This window comes from Pleurocapsa sp. CCALA 161 (genome assembly GCF_003003995.1).
Classification (GTDB): Bacteria; Cyanobacteriota; Cyanobacteriia; order Cyanobacteriales; family Xenococcaceae; genus Waterburya.
Genome location: NZ_PVWF01000037.1, coordinates 1 through 18,956 on the forward strand (window position 1 = coordinate 1; position 18,956 = coordinate 18,956).

The window sequence follows — 18,956 nt, forward strand, 5'->3', positions numbered from 1 at the left end:
CTACTACCTACTACCTACTACCTACTACCTACTACCTACTACCTACTACCTACTACCTACTACTTACTACCTACTACTTACTACCTACTACCTACTACCTACTACCTACTACCTACTACTTACTACTTACTACTTACTACCTAAAAACGGAACAATTAACTGTCTAATATCTCCAAGACTGCTTTAGAATTCAACTTGTTTTTAAACCAAATTAATTTATTAGGTAAATCGGTAAATTTGACTCCTGCTTTATCTAAATTCAGTCTCTCGGAAACAGCGAGAATCAAGTTGTCAGTATCGCCATTACGAACTTGATAAAATTTCTTCTGTAAATATTCTGGTCGCCAATAGCCGACAATTTCCAGTAAATATTCTCTGCCGTCTGGATGTACTAAACGAAAGTCGGGAATCATTACACTCCCAGGCAGGGGAATCAAATCGACTTCTCTTTCTAAACGCCATTCCGTTTTAGCTTTTGCCCAACTTTTGGCAAAGGAAGCTTCCAACATACTGTCATAGGGTTTTCCTGGCGGATAATGGGAAACGAGATCGCAGCGATCGCTTGTTAAGATAAACTTACCTGTTTTAGTATTACCCGAATATTGATCGCGGTTTTGCAGCTTGGCCTGGAGACTCCACTTGGTAACATGAAGCAGTGCAGGAATCATCTTCGCCAAGGCTAGTCCATAACGAGTGCTGGCTTTAAAAAGACTAGCAGGACCATCCATCGTCAAGGTAAAACCAGTATCGGCATCTCCTTCAATATATGCCATCAGTTGAAACAGTTTGATGTAGCGAAATAAGAGCTTATATTCTCCAGGATCGTTACGATGAGCATTAATAACAACGCTGCTAGCGCGATAGAAAACTCCCTGCACCTGGGATAAATTATAGCGGTGCAACAGAGATTCAGCCAAAGGTGGTTCAAACTGAGTTAAAATTCGATTTTCCAGCAAGTCTGCATATAATCCCGTTTCAATTTCCTGACGTGATACAGGATGCTTTAATTCATCGCTCAAAGAACGGGCAATACTTTCTAAAGTATCGCTTCGATAATCTGGTAATGCTCCTGTTTTGGCAGCTTCGGCAAAGACTTGTTGTCTTAAAATCAAAGGCTCAAGAGGACTGATAACTTCAAAAGTAGCAAAGCTATTACGGAGAATATGAGCTAATCCTCTTTTAAGTCGATAGTCTGGACTGTCTCCTTCTAACTCCAATAAGCGGCGATCTAATTCTCCCTGAGTTTGACCAAGACAGTCTTGAAAACAATCAATAATTTCTGTAGCGATCGCTAAATTTCGGTTATCGATTCCTAACTTTTTGGGTATGATTGTCTCCCCATTACGTTTATATATAAGTAAGTCGCTTTTTAGCATTAAATTTGTAATTCACACTTGGCAAAATGTATCAGTCTTTGGAATGTCGTCCAGATAGCTATCAAGAATGGTATCAAAGAGGCAATAAGCTCCGTGCAGAGGGTTACTACTATGAAGCTTTGGCTAGCTACGAAAGGGCTTTAAACTATCAACCTAGTGACTATTGGTCATGGTATCGCAAAGGGGTCGTCCTTGAGGCGTTGGGTCACTACCACGAAGCAATTGATAGTTTTACTCAAGCCTCCACAATTGAGCCAGATAACTATTGGTCATGGTACGAACAAGGCTGCATTCATTTTACCGAGTTTCGCGAATACAATCGGGCGATCGCCTGTTTCAACCAGGCTCTTAAACTGCGTCCTCAAGACTATTGGGCGACTTATCGTCTAGCAGAAGCTTATCGTAAGCTAGAACAGTATGAGCAAGGGATAGATTACTACAATCATGCTTTAGCATTACGTCCAGATGATTTTTGGGCTTATTATCGTCGCGGAGAAGCACTACAGCAATGGGGTAAGCTCAAGGAAGCTTTAGCTAGCTATCAACAGGCTTCAAGTCTTGAGCCAGATGATTATTGGGCGTGGTATCAACAAGGGGTAATCTGGCAACAGTTGGTGCAGTTTGACCAGGGAATAAACTGTTATCAGCAGGCGTTAGATTTAGAACCGAAATCTGATTTAGCATGGTATCAGCAAGCTTGTTGCTATGCTCAGTTAAATAATCGCAATTGGGCAATTATCTGTCTAGAGAGAGCGATCGATCTTTACCCCGCAAAATATTTGTCCTTAGCAGTCGATGAAGCTATTTGGTCAGATTTTCGTCGTCAACAGGGTTTCCAGTTGTTAATTACCAACAAAAGCCGTCGCTATGGCATTCCACGGCATAATTAAGCTAAAAATTGAGAACTAATAGCTCTTAGCCAGGGCAAAACTTTTACTGTTAAATTAAGCGTATTGTTGAGTTATCCTTAACTTATTTATTTTCTAAGAAAATATTTTTGTCTTTTGATAATAATAAAATCCGCACCAAAATTAAACTGTGAAGGGAAGAATCTTAGGTTCGCGTTATCAAGTTTTAGAATATATTGCTGAAGGTGGGTTTGGTAGAACATATCTAGCGCAAGACACCCAGCTTCCAGCTAAAGATCTCTGTATCGTCAAGCAACTCGCTCCTAGCTTTAATGATCCTAAACTATTGGAGATCGCTCGACGCTTATTCAAGTCAGAAGCCGCGGCACTCCATAATTTAGGTAATCATCCGCAAATTCCGAAGCTGTTAGCTTATTTTGAGGAAGCAGAAAAATTTTATCTTGTACAGCAATATATTTCAGGTCAAACCTTAGAGAAGGAAATAAATCCCAACCAAGTTTGGTCGACAGAGGAAGTCATCGAATTATTACAAGACTGCTTAAATATTCTGCGATTTATTCACAATCGAGGCGTAATCCATCGCGATCTCAAGCCAGCTAATTTAATTCGTCGTGATAGCGATCGCAAAATTGTTTTAGTCGATTTCGGCACGGTCAAAAACATTCTCCAAGGACAAAGTAGTATCGCTGAGTTGACTGTATCAGTGGGAACACAAGGTTATATGCCAATTGAACAGGCAAGAGGGAAACCTCGCTCTAGTAGCGATTTATACGCTTTAGGCATGATTGCCATTCAGGCTCTTACAGGGGTCAAACCACTAGATCTAGAAGAAGACGAAAATGGAGAAATTGTGTGGTCACACCTAATTGATACTAAACCTGAGTTGATTAAAATACTCACCAATATGACGCGGTACAATTATAAAGAGCGATATTCTTCAGCGCAATCTGTTTTAGATGATTTGAATCACTGTTTCCCGCCAGTAGGGATCGACACAAATCAAACCATGCTCAAACCTTGGCAAGTTGAAAACCGCAGACAGGAACTAAATGCTGGCGAAGATTATAATGCCTTGCCTGGTGTGCGCTCTATCGCCGTCATGGCTAATCGTTCTCCTCAAGTCCAACCCAAACCAGCGAAACACAAGCAGGGAAAAGTAATCTTAATGATCATAGTTATTGCTGGTGGCATCTATCTATCCATACACCAGTTATTCCTCAAACCTGCCCCCAATGCTTCTCCCCCCGAAGCAACACCCGATGCTTTAAATAATTAAAAATAGTCTTTAAGGCGATCGCCATAATTATTGATATTTCCTGCGATATAGCTTTTGAGTTAATTAATTTACAACCAAAGGAAGATCGTTAGATTAGGCAGATTTTGCTTTGATAATAATAACGAATTGCTTAATTTTAAATTATGACCTATCAACAGTTACAAGAATTACCCAGCGAAGTAACCGAAAAACTGCCCAAACACGGACAGCAACTATTCATGACTGCCTACAATGCCGCATCAGAAAATGGTATGAATGAGGAAAATGCTACCAAAGTCGCTTGGAGTTCAGTGAAAAATAGTTACCAGCAAGATCAAGACGGTAACTGGGTTTCAATTGAAAACTCGCAAGCAGATCGAGGCAACATTATTGGTACAGATCTAGATACTCAAGATCCCATTGGCAATCGTGAGAATAACGCAGGTACGATGCGTGGGGGCTAAATTCCGTGTGCTATCACAGCTAAATGCTCAATAGCCAAAAGCCTCGTCAAATATAAAAACCGCAAAAATTAATTATGGATAACCAAGATAAAAAAGTAGTTGTCAAACACGAACCAGAAAATGCTGAACCTGGAAAAGGCGCTCCTGGCAACCAAATAGGAGTGCAGTTAGCTCAGTCAGTAGATGTTAATGATCCCGAAGCAATTATTCCCTCTGGTGCAGATCCAGAAAAAGATATCGAACAAATAGAAGCATTTGCCGAACAAGAAGAAGGTACAGGTATCAGCACTACTGAAGGCTATGTTATTGATGAATCTGGTCGTTTGAACAATTTTGCAGTTGAACCAGAAATGTACATAGAAGAAAAATAAGCACTTCAAATCAAACTAGCGACCTACTCAGCTTGATCGGTACAAATAAAATCACTTAATTAATTCGGCTTGCTCAGGCAGCCGTTTTTTATGGAAAACTGTTATTTGGCGAATTGTTTAACGTCTTAATCTTTACTTCGGCTGCTACAAATTTCCAGATTCAAGACGACGCTAAAATTTAAGGGTGTAATATTAGTAATTGTTAACACTTAATGCTAAATTCACAATGTCGGCATTCTAATGTAACTGTAACTATAGGAATTTAATATGGTTGGTCAAATTTCAAATTCAGAAGCAGACATGGCAAAAGTTGAGGCAGAATTGATTCAAGACAACTCTACTCATCAAGAAGTGATTGAAACGGTAATTTCTAGTCTCGATCAGGACAATACCGCCATGGTCAGTCATACCGATGAGGGTAGCGTCTGGAAGTTTAGTTATGGCAGCGTCGAAGTTTTTGTGCAACTTACAGGAGAAAGCGAAAACGATCTTTTAACAGTCTGGTCAAGTTTGCTGCAACTTCCTGCTCGTGATGAACCTGGATTAATGCGTCGTTTGCTCGAAATGAATTGGACTGGTACTTTTGAAACCTGCTTTAGTATTCATGATGGCAAAGTGATGATTTCGGCACAACGCACCGTAGCAGATATGTATCCTGGCGAAATTTCTCGCTTAATTACTCTGGTTGCCAACCTGGCTGATGATAATGATGATCTATTAAAAGAAGAGTTTGGTGGGTCATAAATTTAGTTCAAATAATCCTATTTTGCTGACAATTGAGGGATAAATGTAAAGAAAAGTGCCAAGATGTCAGTTAAGCTGATTAGTCTTTGCGAGACTAGATAATATCCTTCAGGGTGCAACAGTAGCAATATTTTAAGTTTGAATTAAATGGAATTAGCAGCGAGAGCAAATTACGTATCAAGTTCGATCACCTTAGCAATTTCTGCCAAAGCAAAAGAAATGAAGGCTCAGGGAATTGATGTTTGTAGCTTTAGTGCTGGAGAGCCAGATTTTCCTACACCCAAGCATATTTGTGAAGCTGCTAAAACTGCCATAGACGAAGGTAAAACTCGCTATGGTGCTGCTGCGGGAGAACTAAAATTAAGAGAAGCGATCGCCAAAAAGCTACGGCAAGATAATCATCTGCCCTATGAACCAGAGAATATCATCGTCACTAATGGCGGTAAGTTTTCTTTATATAACCTGATGCAAGTCTTGATTGACCATGGTGATGAAGTGATTATTCCTGCACCTTACTGGTTGAGTTATCCAGAGATGGTGAAACTGGCAGATGGTATTCCCGTGATTGTGGATACCTTAGCCGAAAATAACTATAAAATTACTGTCGAAGAGCTAGAGCGGGCGATTACCCCCAAAACCAAGCTGTTTGTCTTGAATTCTCCCTCTAATCCGACGGGAATGGTCTATACTCCTGAAGAAATTCGAGCTTTAGCTCAGGTCATTGTTGAACGAGATATTTTAGTTGTCTCCGATGAAATCTATGAGAAAATTCTCTATGATGATGTCGAACATCTTAGTATTGGTTCGATTGATGAGTCAATCTTTGCCCGTACTATTGTCAGCAGCGGTTTTGCCAAAAGTCATTCGATGACGGGGTGGCGTGTAGGCTATGCCGCCGCACCTTTGGAAATTGTCAAAGCAATGACGAAAATTCAAAGCCACAGTACTTCTAATGTTTGCACTTTTGCTCAATATGGTGCGATCGCAGCTTTAGAAGCGTCTCAAGAATGTGTGCAAGAAATGTTAACCGCCTTTGCTCAACGTCGCAGCTACATGTATCAGGCGATCAACGATATTCCTCAATTAAGCTGTCCTAAGCCCGATGGTGCTTTTTATCTTTTTGTTGATATATCTAAAACTGGTAAACAATCTCTCGCTTTCTGCCAAGAACTACTCGAAACTAAACAGGTTGCTGCAATTCCTGGGCTAGCTTTTGGGACAGATAACTGTATCCGCTTTTCCTATGCTACGGATCTAACGACGATCAAAGAAGGAGTTAGAAGACTGGCAGAGTTTGTAGATCAGTAATTCAACTCTTTAGTATGTGATAAGCGTGATAAAAATTTACTAATCTTTAACATATTACGAGTAACTTAAAATAATCAGCATTTTTGCTTATAATCATGACAGGGTTTGTTACGTATCTTAGTTTTTGGTGTTAAACCCAATCACAGGAGCGTTGTATTACCAATAAATATCAATCATATTTTAATATGCCAAGAATACTAGTAATTGACGACGATCCCGCAATCTCTGAATTAGTCTCGATCAACCTAGAGATGGCTGGCTATGATGTCAATCAGGCAGAAGACGGCATCAAAGGACAAGCGCTAGCAGTTCAGCTACAGCCAGATCTCATTATGCTCGATCTCATGTTGCCAAAAGTCGATGGCTTTACAGTTTGCCAAAGGCTACGCCGTGATGAACGCACATCTGATATTCCAGTTTTAATGCTAACTGCTTTGGGACAAACCCAAGATAAAGTAGAAGGTTTTAATGCTGGTGCAGATGACTATTTGACGAAGCCTTTTGAAGTAGAGGAAATGTTAGCCAGAGTTAGAGCTTTGCTGCGTCGTACAGATCGCATTCCCCAAGCTGCTAAACATTCGGAAATTCTTAATTTTGGTCCTTTAACTCTAATTCCTGAACGTTTTGAAGCGATTTGGTTTACCAAAACAGTCAAACTAACTCACCTAGAGTTTGAACTACTACACTGTCTGTTGCAGCGTCATGGTCAAACTGTTGCTCCACCAGAGATACTCAAGGAAGTATGGGGTTACGATCCTGATGATGATATTGAAACCATCCGAGTTCATATTCGCCATTTAAGAACTAAATTAGAGCCAGATCCACGCCATCCCAACTACATTAAAACTGTTTATGGTGCAGGATATTGCCTAGAACTTCCTAGTGCCGAACAAATGCTAGTCCAAGAAGATAAAGTGACGGCTTAGTCAAGAGAGAGTCGGTTGTAGCAAATGCTCATCATTAACCTGATAGTTGCCTGTGAATTGCCGTTCAGGCAAAATATCGACTTTCTTTTGATTCAATTCAATTTTAGGTTATTTAAAATTCTAGTTGTTAATCTAGACGGGGTTTAATTTAAGGCGATCGCTTAATTAATTTATACCTTTAACTACATATACAGGGCGATCTATTTCTCCAACACGATTAAGAGGCCAAAAACGAAACACTGCTTTCCCAATAATATTGTTGCGGGGGACAAAACCCCAGTAGCGACTGTCATAACTATCGTTGCGATTATCACCCAACACTAAATAAGACTCAGCAGGCACAATTTCTGGTCCCCATTGATAATTTGATGAAGCTTCAAGATAATTTTCCCTTAGGGGAATATTGTTGACAGAAACCCGACCATTTTGGATCTCAACTTTATCTCCAGGTAAACCGATTACTCGTTTAATGAAAGCCCCATAATAATTGTCTTGTTTTAAAGTTGGAGTGGGATTAAAAACTACAATGTCGCCTCGTTTGGGTTCGCTAAAATCGTAACTAATTTTGTCGATAACTAGACGATCATCGATTTGCAAAGTAGGTAACATAGAGCCTGAAGGAATATAACGCGCTTCGGCAATAAACGTGCGAATTCCAAAAGCCAAAAATAAGCTTAGTCCCAAAGTTTTAATATTTTCAAGCCAAATATTTTCTGGCTTTGATTGACGATTTGACTGTTTTTTAGCTGCGGACATAATCAAGCTCTGAATAATTTTACATAAGTTTAGCTAGATTGAATGTCGCTGCCATGTCAATTTGATAATAATTTTGTGGCAAAAATTTTATAGCCGTACAAAGTTAGCGGCGCGTTTTGAGTGTGAATCTTCATACTCAAAAGTCGCCGCAGATTAGGACATCAATAGTAATCGGTTCGTAAATAGCGCCAAGCAATAAAAAGGATAAGAAATGAAACTCTTCAGCTTTCTTACTGTAGTTTCAAAAGACGAATGCTTTCGATGATTAAAATTGCTGCCCACACCATAATACTTAGCCCAGTCGCTGCCGCTGCAATATCTTTAATGACTCCGATACGCTTATTGTGCTGAGGTTCTACAAAATCGCACAAAACTTCGATCGCACTGTTAAACAATTCAGAAATTAGCATTAATCCCATTGCTAACAAAATTAAGCTGATATCTACCCACTGACGCAAGAAAAAAGAACCGCTTAAAACAGGTATAGATAAAATTACTTTATAAGCAACACTAAAATCAGTCACCACCGCAATATGAAGACCTGAGAGGATGACTTTTAACTTGCGGATTGGATGATAGCCAGGGGTGCGAAATTTGTTAGTCATGAGCGAATAATTTTTTAGAGCAGCTGAACTAATCTTACAAGTTAAATTGCTATGATTGATTGCTAAAATAGGCTAAGATAGATTGCCAAAAAAATCAACATACACTTCTGTATTGACGGAGGTGTTTTTTTTATTTAAACTAAAAACATACATAACTGTATGGAAAAATAATTGGCTCTAACAAAAGCAGACTGGATTAATGCAGGATGGGTATTAATGGCAAACGAAGGGGTTGCAGCCGTCAAAGTTGAAGTATTAGCACGTAAATTAGAGGTTAGTAGAGGTAGTTTTTATTGGCATTTTAAAAACCGCCGAGAATTACTGGAAGAAATCTTAAAACGTTGGGAAAGTGAAACTTTGTGGTTAATTGAGGAGTCGCAAAAAGAAACTACTCCCGAAACTCGGCTAGTTAAATTGTTTGCCTTGGGAGAAGAATTATGTGATTTACCCGATCCCGAAACAGCTATTTTAACTTGGGCAAATCAAGAACCCGCAATCCAAGAGCGAGTACGTATTGTTGAAACCAAACGGGTTGATTATCTAAATCAACTATTACAAGACTATGGTTTTAACGAAATAGAAGCTAGACATAAAGCAGAAATTGGCTATTTTGCCTTTATGGGTTTTTGGGAACGCAGTGAAAGAGACAAAATATTCGATCTCAGCATGAAAGATTTTGGTAAATTTTTGCTTGATTTGCTCTTATCTCCCGTCAAAGAAAGAAAAAATTAAAATTATTAATCATAATTAGAGAAATTATGGATAAATTACACAAATTACCTAAGTTACCGCTTAATAACAAGTTAATCATTGCTTTTTGTCTTGCAGGGTTAGCCTTGGTGATGGGAACAACAATTTATAGTGTTAATCAAGCTGATATTCAAGAAGAAACAGAAACAATCAAGCCCCAACCAATTAAGGCTGTAACTGCTTTAGGGCGGATTGAACCCCAAGGACAAATGATTCAACTTGCACCCTCTCCAGACTTAGGAGGATCGAAAATAGCGCAGTTACTAGTGGCAGAAGGCGATCGCGTCACGGCAGGACAAACTATTGCTTTGTTGGATAACCATAGACGTGCCAATGCAGTTTTAGAGGTAGCGCGCCAAGAGGTAAAGGTAGCACAGGCAGATTTAGCCATTATTAAAGCGGGAGCAAAACGAGGAGATATCAATGCACAGGTAGCAAATCTTCAACGGTATAAAGCCGAGTTAGAAGGAGAAATAGTCGCCAATGAGGCAGAAGTAGCTCGTCTACAAGCTCAACTAAGTACCGAAAGGTTAGAAAAGCAAGCCACAACAGAGCGTTTGCAGGCAGAATTACGTAATGCAGCCAGCGAATTTAAACGCTATCAACAATTAGCGCAACAGGAAGTCATCTCCGCATCCGAATTAGATTCTCGCCGTCTTACCTTAGATACAGCCAAAACAGCGGTAGCTGAAGCCCAAGCCAGTTATAATCGCACCCGAACCACTCTACAACAGCAAATCAATCAAGCCCAAGCGATCGCCCTGCAAAACAAAAATACGCTACAACAACAAATTAGCCAAGCAGAAGCAACTTTAGATAGTGTTGGGGAAGTCAGGGATGTCGATGTGATCAAAGCACAGGCAGAGGTAGACAAAGCGATCGCCGCTTTACGCCAGGCAACAGAAGACTTAGAACTTACCAAAGTCAAAGCACCGAGCGACGGACAAATTATTAAAATCAATGCTTATCCAGGAGAAGTAGTCGGTGATGACGGGATAGTTGAATTTGCGCAAACCAGCAAAATGATGGTTATTGCGGAAGTCTACGAAAGCGATATTGGCAAAGTTAAAGTCGGTCAAACTGCCAGTATTACCAGTGAAACAGGGTCATTTGCCGAAGAACTCAACGGAGAAGTCCGTCAAATCGGCTTAAAAATTGGCAAACAAGATGTCCTCAGTACCGATCCTGCTGCGGATGTCGATAGCAGAGTTGTGGAAGTCGAAATACATTTCGATCCTGAAACTAGTAGCCGTGTCTCTCATCTGACCAATTCTAAGGCGATCGTCAAAATTAATTTGTAAGCCAGTATATAGATCGAGCGAACGGTAATCAGTCCTAAAGGATAAGCTTCGCAAATAATCAGTAATCAGTAATCAGTAATTAGTAATTAGTAATTAGTAATGAAAATCCCTCTCTCTTGGTTACAGTTAAGTCATGAAAAAGCACGGTTGCTAATTGCGTTAGCAGGTATTGGTTTTGCAGATATGTTAATGTTTATTCAGTTAGGTTTTCAGGCAGCTTTGTTTGACAGCAGCGTTACTTTTCACAAAGCACTGACTGGGGATATATTTCTCATGAGTCCACAATCTGATGCTTTGGGCTTTACCAAAACTTTTTCAGAAAGACGTTTATATCAGTCTTTAGCAGTTGAAGAAGTAGAGTCAGTAGTGCCAATTTATCTTAATTTTGGCTCTTGGAAAAATCCGATTAAGCGTAACACCCGCACTATTTTAACGATCGCTTTTAATCCTGCCCAAAATCCTGTAAATTTCCCAGGTATTCAACAAAATATTGACCAGATTAAATTACCAGACGTAGTGTTATTTGACGATAGTTCGCGAGCAGAGTTTGGCCCAATTCCTGATTTATTAGCCCAAAATAAAGTGGTAAAAGCTGAAGTTGATTCTCGCAAAGTAACTGTGGGAGGAATATTTACGATGGGAGCTTCTTTTGCTGCTGATGGCAATATTCTGACGAGTGATACTAATTTTTTGCGCCTATTTCCCGAGCGGCAAAAGGGATTAATTGATATGGGAATTATTAATCTCAAACCAGGAGCAAATTTAGAGTCGGTCAAAGCAACCCTAGAAGCTAAACTACCAAAAGATGTCGAGATTTTTGATCGAGCAGAATTTATTCAAAATGAAATATCTTATTGGCAAAATGCTACGGCGATTGGGTTTATTTTTACTCTCGGCACAGCGATCGGTTTTGTCGTGGGAATAGTGATTGTCTACCAAATTCTCTATACTGATGTTGCTAATCATTTGCCTGAATATGCCACCCTCAAAGCAATGGGGTATAAGGATAGCTATTTTGTAGTTTTAGTATTTCAAGAAGCAATTATTTTGGCAGTATTAGGATTCCTGCCTGGCTATTTAATTGCTACAGGCTTGTATAGTTTGGCAGCAGGAGCCACCGCTTTACCTCTAGCCATGACAGCCAATCGAGCTATAACAGTCTTAATTCTAACTGTCATTATGTGTTGTGTTTCAGGTACTGTTGCTGTGAGGAAATTGAGCGCAGCCGATCCCGCAGATATTTTTTAGTTAATTGTTAATCGATGAATAAGATTCAATCCACCATCAACTATCAACCATCAACAACTAACCAAGTTGTTAATATGCACAACCTCAATCATTTCTTTGGGGAAGGAAAATTAAAAAAACAAATTTTATTTGATATTAATTTAACTCTTAATTCAGGAGAAGTAATTATTTTAAAAGGGCCATCTGGTTCAGGTAAAACCACTTTGCTAACTTTAATGGGAGGATTACGATCGGCCCAATCAGGTAGTTTGCGAGTATTTGGGGAAGAATTAGTTGGGGCGAAAAAAAATAAGCTAGTACAGACTAGAAAAAATATTGGCTATATTTTCCAATCACATAATTTATTGGCATCTTTAACGGCAAGACAAAATGTCCAGATGTCATTAGAGCTACATCATGGCATTAAAGCCACAGAAATAGAACAAAGAGCGATCGCCTTACTCGAAGCTGTAGGTTTAAGCGATCATATCAACTATCATCCCCATAGTCTTTCTGGAGGTCAAAAACAACGGGTGGCGATCGCTCGTGCTTTGGCTTCTCATCCCAAAATGGTACTGGCAGATGAACCCACCGCAGCTTTAGATAGTAAATCAGGTAGGGATGTGGTGGAATTGATGCAACAATTAGCCAGGGAACAAGGTTGTACAATTCTGATTGTGACTCACGATAACCGCATCCTAGATGTAGCCGATCGCATTGTGGAATTAGAAGATGGCAAAATTACTTTAGATACCAAACAGTGAAGTAAGTAGGTAGGCATAATTAATTTAAAGACTGATGTGAAGTAGTGAAGTAGTGGAGTAATGGAGATAGGGGAGTAAAGATAAGAATCCGTTATTTTATATTTAATTCCACCCAGCTATTTATATTAATCAACATTAACAAACAAACTTACTATATTTGCTATATTAGTGTGAACCGCCACCTGTAAAACAATTAGGAGCTTACTCAATTACAGGGTATTGCGGAAATAAGTTCCTAAACATTTCCTCTTTATCGAACATTAGGTTCACAATTTAACTAGAAAATAATTAAGAAGGGCTGTGTTGAACACAAACTAAATAATGATTTGCAAAATCAAGGATATCGACTCAGCTTTTATAGCTTTGACTAAATTGGTTTTCCTCATTATTTAGTGTTCTTCTTGTTTCTAGGTTTAATCATTTACAATAATGAACTTATTCCAGAAGGTAGTTTCAGTAAGACCAAATCAGATTGGTTATTTATATCAAGACAACAAGCTACACAAAAAGCTTAATCCAGGAATTTATAAGTTTTTTGATTTTTCTCACAAGTTTGACGTAGCTATTATTCCTACCATTAGTAAGCTAATTACTGTGGCTAATCAAGAAGTTTTGACCAAGGATAATATTTCCTTGCGACTATCTTATCTTTTGGAATATCAAATTACTGATGGTGATATTTTTATAAATAGATTCAGCTTATTTGATACTCCTGCATACAATTCCTCTGCTAATTTAATTGCTCAAGCAGAGAGCGTGGTTCATAATCTATCTCAAGTTGATTTACGAGATGCGATCGCCAAGATTGACAGCCAACAAATAAATGAACAAAAACATGAAGTTCTTAATCAAATCCCAGAGTCGCTAAAAAATCAGTTAGGAAGCTACGGTATTACAGTTCATCAACTGATAGTTAAAGACGTTTGTTTTCCTAAAATGATTCAACAGCTATTTGCTCAACAGTTGGAAACAAAGATTAGGGCAAAAATAGATTTAGAAAATGCGCGGACTACTGTTGCTACACTAAGAGCTTTGAAAAATGCTGCTGAATTGATGCAAAACCACGAAAACATTAAGTTTATCCAGTATTTAGAGACAATTGTCAAGATTGCTGCCCAGGGGAAACATACTTTTATTTTAGGTGATATACAAAACCAGAATTTGCCTAAAGGCTAGCTGCCTTTTGCTCAATTTATAGTCATTCAATCCTTTAATTAGCAATGCCGATTATTGCAATAAAGACATTACAGATTGTTTAGCAGCTAGTAAGGCAGTACCATAAGCTGCTTCAGTATACTTTGCCGATGTAACTGATACTTTTAGATGTCGCTGGCGAATTTTCTGCCAGGCAAGGTTTTTTGCCCCACCTCCTGCTGTGTATACACGAGTTAAGCGATCGGCACCAAGGCTTTGCAATTTTTGATAGCCAGTTTCTTCAATCCGCGAAATACCCTCTAATAGACCATGGAGAAATTCTACTGGTTCTTGGGGACGAGGTTCTAGCTGGGGTGGCAAATTAGGATCATTGATGGGAAAGCGATCGCCTGGCTGAATTAAGGGATAATATTCCAAAGAACTGGCTAGATCGGGATCGATTTGCCTTGACAGTTGTTCTAGCTGCTCGTTACTAAAAAAATGCTGAAGTACAGCGCCACCTGTATTAGAAGCACCACCAGTTAACCATAAGTTTCCTATTTTATGGCTATAGATACCAAATTCAGCAGCAGTAACCTTAGTTCGACTCAATAATTTTAAAACTAAGGTTGAACCGAGAGAAGTAACGGCTTCTCCTGGTTGGTTAGCGCCACTAGCCAGAAATGCAGCAATACTGTCCGTTGTACCGAGCTTAACGATACAGTTGGGCGGTAACTTTAAACGCTGACAGTTAGTCTTAGTTAACATCCCTACATATGCCCCAGGAGTTAGAACTTGAGGATATAAATAACTAAAGGGTAAATCTTGTAACCATTGGGGATAACACAAATTATCTACGTCGTACCCTAACTTAAGAGCATTGTGATAATCGCTGATACCTAATTTACCGTGTAGCAAATAAGCCAACCAATCAGCCTGATGGAGAAAATAATGAGCTTGCTTAAAGTAAGGCTGTTCACTCCACCAAATTAATTTTGCCAGACTGGAAGTGGCGCTAATTACTACATGATTATCAGGAGCGATCGCTTTAACCCGCTCTAACACCTCTTGTCCTCTAGAGTCATTATATAGCAGCGGTTCGGTGATGGGTTTGCCCACAGCATCACAGAGTAACACTGTAGATGAAGTTCCGTTAATAGCGATCGCCTGAATATTTTCTCTCACCTTGACGGGTATCTGAGTAATCAACTCAAATAAAGTATCTTGCCAAGTCTGAACTAACTGATGCGAAGGTATATTACCGAAATTAGCTTGCTGAGTATCAATAATATTTCTTTGGCGATCAATTGCGATCGCCCTCGCGCCAGAAGTGCCAAAATCAATACCAAGATAGAAGTTCATCGTTATGAGCAGTGCGTATTTATGATCTTACTATCAACACAACTTGGGCAGTTCACAACGTACATTGATGCAATAAATCTTGCCATTCACTAGAAGCCAGCAAATTATTAACATCAAACTGTTGACCATATTCGGCAGAATAGTTTTTGAAAGATTCAAGCCAGTCTAAAGGTATCTTGGTGGAATATTGATTGCTGTAGGCTTGAGACTTAGTTAGATAATCCCTCATTTCGGCTAAATATCCTGTTTGATGTAATCGCCAAGCACTCCAGATCAGACTTTGATAACGAGATTGTGCCTCTACAGTTTTTATTGCTGGGGTCAAATTAGATTCAGTGAAGAAATTAGCTGTAATTTGGTTTAACTCTTGAGCTTGCAGCAAGGCATTTTTAGATGCATTGGTTTCATGTTGCCGATATTTTACTGTTATTTGTTCTACCCAAGCAGCGGGACAGCCAATTTTAGCCAGACGCATCACTAAATCGACATCTGGGGTTTGTTCTAAGCTAGTGTTGAAACCTCCTACTCGCTCTAGCCAATTACGGCGAAACAGCATTGCCCCCAAGAAAACAGGTTTCCAAATGATCAGATCAGCCGAGGTAAGCTGAGGTATTTGTTCCCATGGCTTTACCGCAGCTGCTGCTGCATCTTGGCGATCGCTAATTGAATTTTCCCTGTAAATTTGCCACCCACTATTAACCATGCCTAAATCAGGATCTCGATCAAGCAATGCTGTTTGAGAAGAGAGCTTATCAAGTAACAAGATATCATCCTGATCTAAAAAGGCAATATAGTCCCCCAAGGCTGCTGCTAATCCAAGATTACGGCTAGCTGCTACTCCCTGATTTGTTTGGGTCAAATATCGAACCGCCTTGCCATATTGTTGAGCTACTTGAGCCGTGTGATCCGTTGAACCATCATCGACGACAATAATTTCATAGTCTTGATAGGTTTGTTGCAACACACTATCAATCGCCTCTGCTAAATAGCGATCTCCATTATAAGCAGGAATAATTACACTAACTTTGACCACAATCTTTGCTAGAAAAGAAACATCAGTAGCGATTATTGATTATTAATGATTAATTGTCGATTGGCAATTTCTGAATATAGCCGTTCTAACTTAGTGATATTTTGCTGGAGCGTATACCTTTCCAAAACTCTTTGACGAGCTTTATTACCCAATAAATTAGTCATTTCAGGATGATCCCGAAATAGGGGGAGCAGAGTTTTTAACTGTGAAGTCACGTCTTGAGTATCTAAGACCACTCCCGCACCCTGATCTAATACTTCCCCATCTGCCCCCGCATCGGTGGCCAGACAAGCGACACCACAAGACATTGCTTCTAATAAAGAAATAGATAAACCCTCTACTAAAGAAGGCAAAATAAACACATCAGCAGCCCGCAAAATATTGATGCGCTGTTGCTCATCAGAAATATAGCCAAGCCAGATAACATTATGTTCCTTACCATAACTAAGCTGTAGCGAGCTTCTCAACGGGCCATCCCCCACCATTAGTAGCTGACAGCTATCCCCCAGATCTGCTAATTTCCAAGCTTTCAATAAAGCCTCAATATTTTTTTCGGCGGCAATCCGTCCCTGATAAACAAATAGTCTTTTCGCTCCTAGCTGATATTTGACGCTAGAATAACCTGGGGAATATTTCTGCTGATCCACACCATTGGGAATAATTATCACGCGATCGCTGGGAACTCCCAGTTTAATCAACAAGTCTCGTTGAATCTCACTAAAGACAATTACTCGGTCATAACGAGCCAAAAACGGCGCATATAGCTGATAAGTGAGGTATTGAGTACTAGACTTAAGATTGCGGATCTTGCTGTCGAAGGGGGGATGAAAGGTGGCAACCAGGGGTATATTTAACTCTTCACAAATATCTGGCAGACGAAAATCTAGGGGAGATAAAGTTAACGAGGCGTGAACTAAATCTGGTTTTAACCGTTGAAGCGATCGCAACAATACCTTACTCGATTTAAAGGTGGGAATTGTATAAACCTGAGATTTGTAGATAAACGGTAGGGAAACCTCGTGGCAATATGGCCAATCTGGTGATTCCTGAGTGGGATGATGTTCGTAATTGGTCTGTGGTTGAGAAAAATGCAGAAAACTCACCTGATAATCTCGGTCTAACAGGGTATTAGTTATTTCTCGACCATAGGTTACATTGCCACAAAAAGGCGTTTTTTTTCCCAGCCAAGCAATATGCATTCAAATGCTCTTTCTCCTAGGCAACTACGACAGTAAAGCTATTTATTAGCTTTAGTTAATTTACCAGATTAGGGTAAACTCTGGCTTTTTCTCCAGAAAATCCGTTGTTAAATTCTAAACTTTTGTCTCTGGTTGAGACTGATCGCGATCTAGAGCATCAGCAGTCTGCATCATATACCAAGTTAAAACCCCTCCGAAAACAGCGATCGCTGCTAAAACCCAAATCACTCCAGACAAGCCCAAGTGACTTTCTGCTTCGGCAGCCAGCACTAAGGGTAAGGAAAGAGCTATATTTACGGCATTATTCTGTAGACCAAATACCTTTCCTCGCATCGCTTCAGGAGTTCGTGACTGGATTGTAGTTTGCATCGGTACGCCGACTAAAGCTGCAAATGCGCCGATTAATGCTGTCATCGTCAAAGCTAACCAGAGATTATGGGTCGAAAAAGATAAGCCGATTAAAGCAGCAGCCATTCCAATTGAACCAATTAAACTTAAGCGAGCGCGCCTGATACTTTCTCCTTTGCTCCCTAAAATAGCTGCACTTGTTCCCAGACCGATGCCTGCTGCTGCCAGCAAAATACCAAATTGTTCGGCTGCAATCTGAGGAATGTGATCTGCTATGCTCACTGCCAGCACTGCCAAAGCGGCAAAAATTGAGAACAAAATTACTAATTGAATCAAGGCATTGCGTACACGGTTATTTTCTCCCAGGTATTTAATTCCGTCTTTAATATCAGCTAAAACATGAGGCGTTTCTTGTGGAGATTGCTCTATCTCTCCTGTTTTGAGGATGAGTAATATTACCCCAGCGATTACATAAGCACATCCAACTAAGATTTCTTTGCCGATATTTGAGGGCAACCCAACTTGGGCAGCTAAACTATCGGCAATATTTAACAATGGTTCACCAATAGCAAACCCAACAATTAGCAGCGCCATCATGGTGGTGGTATAAAGAGAATTAGCTGCCAAAAGATTTTTGTCTTTGACTATTAAGGGAATTACCGCTTGCTCTGCGGGAGCAAAAAACTGCGTAAAGGTAGAAACTGCAAAAGTAACCCCTAGTATTACGCCAAATCCCCAGGGAATAGTAGTAGACAAAATCTGTCCTTGAAATATCAATAACAAAGGTGGCAATGTCAATACCAAAATTCCTCGGAGCAAGTTAGAAATAACTAATACAGGTTTTTTGCGCCAGCGATCTACATATACTCCTGCTAAAGACCCAAACAACACCGCCGGAATCGTAAAAGCAATCATGATAGGCGATACCCATTTACTAATCGGCTGATTAGGTAACTGAAATTGATTAGCGACTATGGCAATCATCATCACCAAGTAAACTTTATCAGCTAGCTGAGAAAATATTTGACCGCTCCAAAGTATTAAAAATTGTTGGTTCTTTAAGACAGGAGCAAATCCTTGATGGTCTGATGTTGCTATTTCTGTTTTGCTATCTGAAGTTGAGGAAGTTTCTGATTCCGACAGGCGCATTTTATATAGTTTGGC

The 18,956-nt window shown here is 39.7% G+C and carries 19 protein-coding genes; 12 read left to right on the top strand and 7 right to left on the bottom strand.

The window, feature by feature from the left end; translation table 11 throughout:
• Positions 1-155: 155 nt before the first annotated feature.
• Complete coding sequence (locus tag C7B62_RS10895) at positions 156-1,376, bottom strand: DUF790 family protein (protein ID WP_106235772.1); 1,221 nt, start codon at positions 1,374-1,376, stop codon at positions 156-158.
• Between the two features lie 26 nt (positions 1,377-1,402).
• Here C7B62_RS10895 and C7B62_RS10900 point away from each other — a divergent pair, with 26 nt between their 5' ends.
• The 7 genes from C7B62_RS10900 (at position 1,403) to C7B62_RS10930 (ending at position 7,313) form a co-directional block, all read left to right on the top strand.
• A complete protein-coding gene (locus C7B62_RS10900; protein WP_106235774.1) occupies positions 1,403-2,266 on the top strand; it encodes a lipopolysaccharide assembly protein LapB in 864 nt (287 codons plus the stop codon).
• 148 nt (positions 2,267-2,414) lie between these two features.
• Positions 2,415-3,521, top strand: a complete 1,107-nt coding sequence (locus tag C7B62_RS10905) for a serine/threonine-protein kinase (RefSeq protein ID WP_106235776.1) — start codon at positions 2,415-2,417, stop codon at positions 3,519-3,521.
• A gap of 143 nt (positions 3,522-3,664) precedes the next feature.
• The gene (locus tag C7B62_RS10910; RefSeq protein ID WP_106235778.1) at positions 3,665-3,964 is read left to right on the top strand and encodes a ChaB family protein; all 300 of its coding nucleotides are present in this window, start codon (positions 3,665-3,667) and stop codon (positions 3,962-3,964) included.
• Between the two features lie 74 nt (positions 3,965-4,038).
• The gene (locus C7B62_RS10915; protein ID WP_106235780.1) at positions 4,039-4,335 is read left to right on the top strand and encodes a hypothetical protein; all 297 of its coding nucleotides are present in this window, start codon (positions 4,039-4,041) and stop codon (positions 4,333-4,335) included.
• 267 nt (positions 4,336-4,602) lie between these two features.
• A complete protein-coding gene (locus C7B62_RS10920) occupies positions 4,603-5,079 on the top strand; it encodes a YbjN domain-containing protein (RefSeq protein WP_106235782.1) in 477 nt (158 codons plus the stop codon).
• A gap of 147 nt (positions 5,080-5,226) precedes the next feature.
• A complete protein-coding gene (locus C7B62_RS10925; RefSeq protein WP_106235784.1) occupies positions 5,227-6,387 on the top strand; it encodes a pyridoxal phosphate-dependent aminotransferase in 1,161 nt (386 codons plus the stop codon).
• A 185-nt stretch (positions 6,388-6,572) separates the two neighbouring features.
• Positions 6,573-7,313: a response regulator transcription factor gene (locus C7B62_RS10930; protein WP_106235786.1), complete on the top strand. Its 741-nt coding sequence runs from the start codon at positions 6,573-6,575 to the stop codon at positions 7,311-7,313.
• 165 nt (positions 7,314-7,478) lie between these two features.
• Here C7B62_RS10930 and lepB read toward each other — a convergent pair whose 3' ends face one another.
• Together lepB and C7B62_RS10940 are read right to left on the bottom strand one after the other, a co-directional pair.
• Positions 7,479-8,069, bottom strand: a complete 591-nt coding sequence (gene lepB, locus C7B62_RS10935) for a signal peptidase I (protein ID WP_106235788.1) — start codon at positions 8,067-8,069, stop codon at positions 7,479-7,481.
• Positions 8,070-8,299: 230 nt separating this feature from the next.
• Positions 8,300-8,674, bottom strand: a complete 375-nt coding sequence (locus tag C7B62_RS10940) for a diacylglycerol kinase (protein ID WP_106235791.1) — start codon at positions 8,672-8,674, stop codon at positions 8,300-8,302.
• 171 nt (positions 8,675-8,845) lie between these two features.
• On the opposite strand from C7B62_RS10940, the gene C7B62_RS10945 reads away from it, so the two are divergent.
• The 5 genes from C7B62_RS10945 (at position 8,846) to C7B62_RS10965 (ending at position 13,892) form a co-directional block, all read left to right on the top strand.
• A complete protein-coding gene (locus C7B62_RS10945; protein WP_106235793.1) occupies positions 8,846-9,406 on the top strand; it encodes a TetR/AcrR family transcriptional regulator in 561 nt (186 codons plus the stop codon).
• Between the two features lie 26 nt (positions 9,407-9,432).
• Positions 9,433-10,725 carry an ABC exporter membrane fusion protein gene (locus C7B62_RS10950; protein WP_106235795.1) on the top strand — a complete coding sequence of 431 codons (1,293 nt, stop codon included), beginning with the start codon at positions 9,433-9,435 and terminating at the stop codon, positions 10,723-10,725.
• 99 nt (positions 10,726-10,824) lie between these two features.
• Entirely contained in the window at positions 10,825-11,973 is a 1,149-nt protein-coding gene (gene devC / locus C7B62_RS10955; RefSeq protein ID WP_106235798.1) for an ABC transporter permease DevC, read from the top strand.
• A gap of 14 nt (positions 11,974-11,987) precedes the next feature.
• Complete coding sequence (locus C7B62_RS10960) at positions 11,988-12,716, top strand: DevA family ABC transporter ATP-binding protein (RefSeq protein WP_106235801.1); 729 nt, start codon at positions 11,988-11,990, stop codon at positions 12,714-12,716.
• A gap of 429 nt (positions 12,717-13,145) precedes the next feature.
• A complete protein-coding gene (locus tag C7B62_RS10965; RefSeq protein WP_106235804.1) occupies positions 13,146-13,892 on the top strand; it encodes a slipin family protein in 747 nt (248 codons plus the stop codon).
• Between the two features lie 51 nt (positions 13,893-13,943).
• Here C7B62_RS10965 and C7B62_RS10970 read toward each other — a convergent pair whose 3' ends face one another.
• The 4 genes from C7B62_RS10970 to C7B62_RS10985 all read right to left on the bottom strand — a co-directional run bounded on the left by C7B62_RS10970 (position 13,944) and on the right by C7B62_RS10985 (position 18,941).
• Positions 13,944-15,212: an FGGY-family carbohydrate kinase gene (locus tag C7B62_RS10970; protein WP_106235807.1), complete on the bottom strand. Its 1,269-nt coding sequence runs from the start codon at positions 15,210-15,212 to the stop codon at positions 13,944-13,946.
• A 52-nt stretch (positions 15,213-15,264) separates the two neighbouring features.
• Positions 15,265-16,245, bottom strand: a complete 981-nt coding sequence (locus tag C7B62_RS10975; RefSeq protein ID WP_106235809.1) for a glycosyltransferase family A protein — start codon at positions 16,243-16,245, stop codon at positions 15,265-15,267.
• Between the two features lie 32 nt (positions 16,246-16,277).
• Positions 16,278-17,444, bottom strand: coding sequence for a glycosyltransferase family 4 protein (locus C7B62_RS10980; RefSeq protein ID WP_106235811.1), 1,167 nt, complete (start codon positions 17,442-17,444; stop codon positions 16,278-16,280).
• Positions 17,445-17,558: 114 nt separating this feature from the next.
• Positions 17,559-18,941, bottom strand: a complete 1,383-nt coding sequence (locus C7B62_RS10985; RefSeq protein ID WP_106235813.1) for an MFS transporter — start codon at positions 18,939-18,941, stop codon at positions 17,559-17,561.
• Between the last annotated feature and the right edge of the window lie 15 nt (positions 18,942-18,956).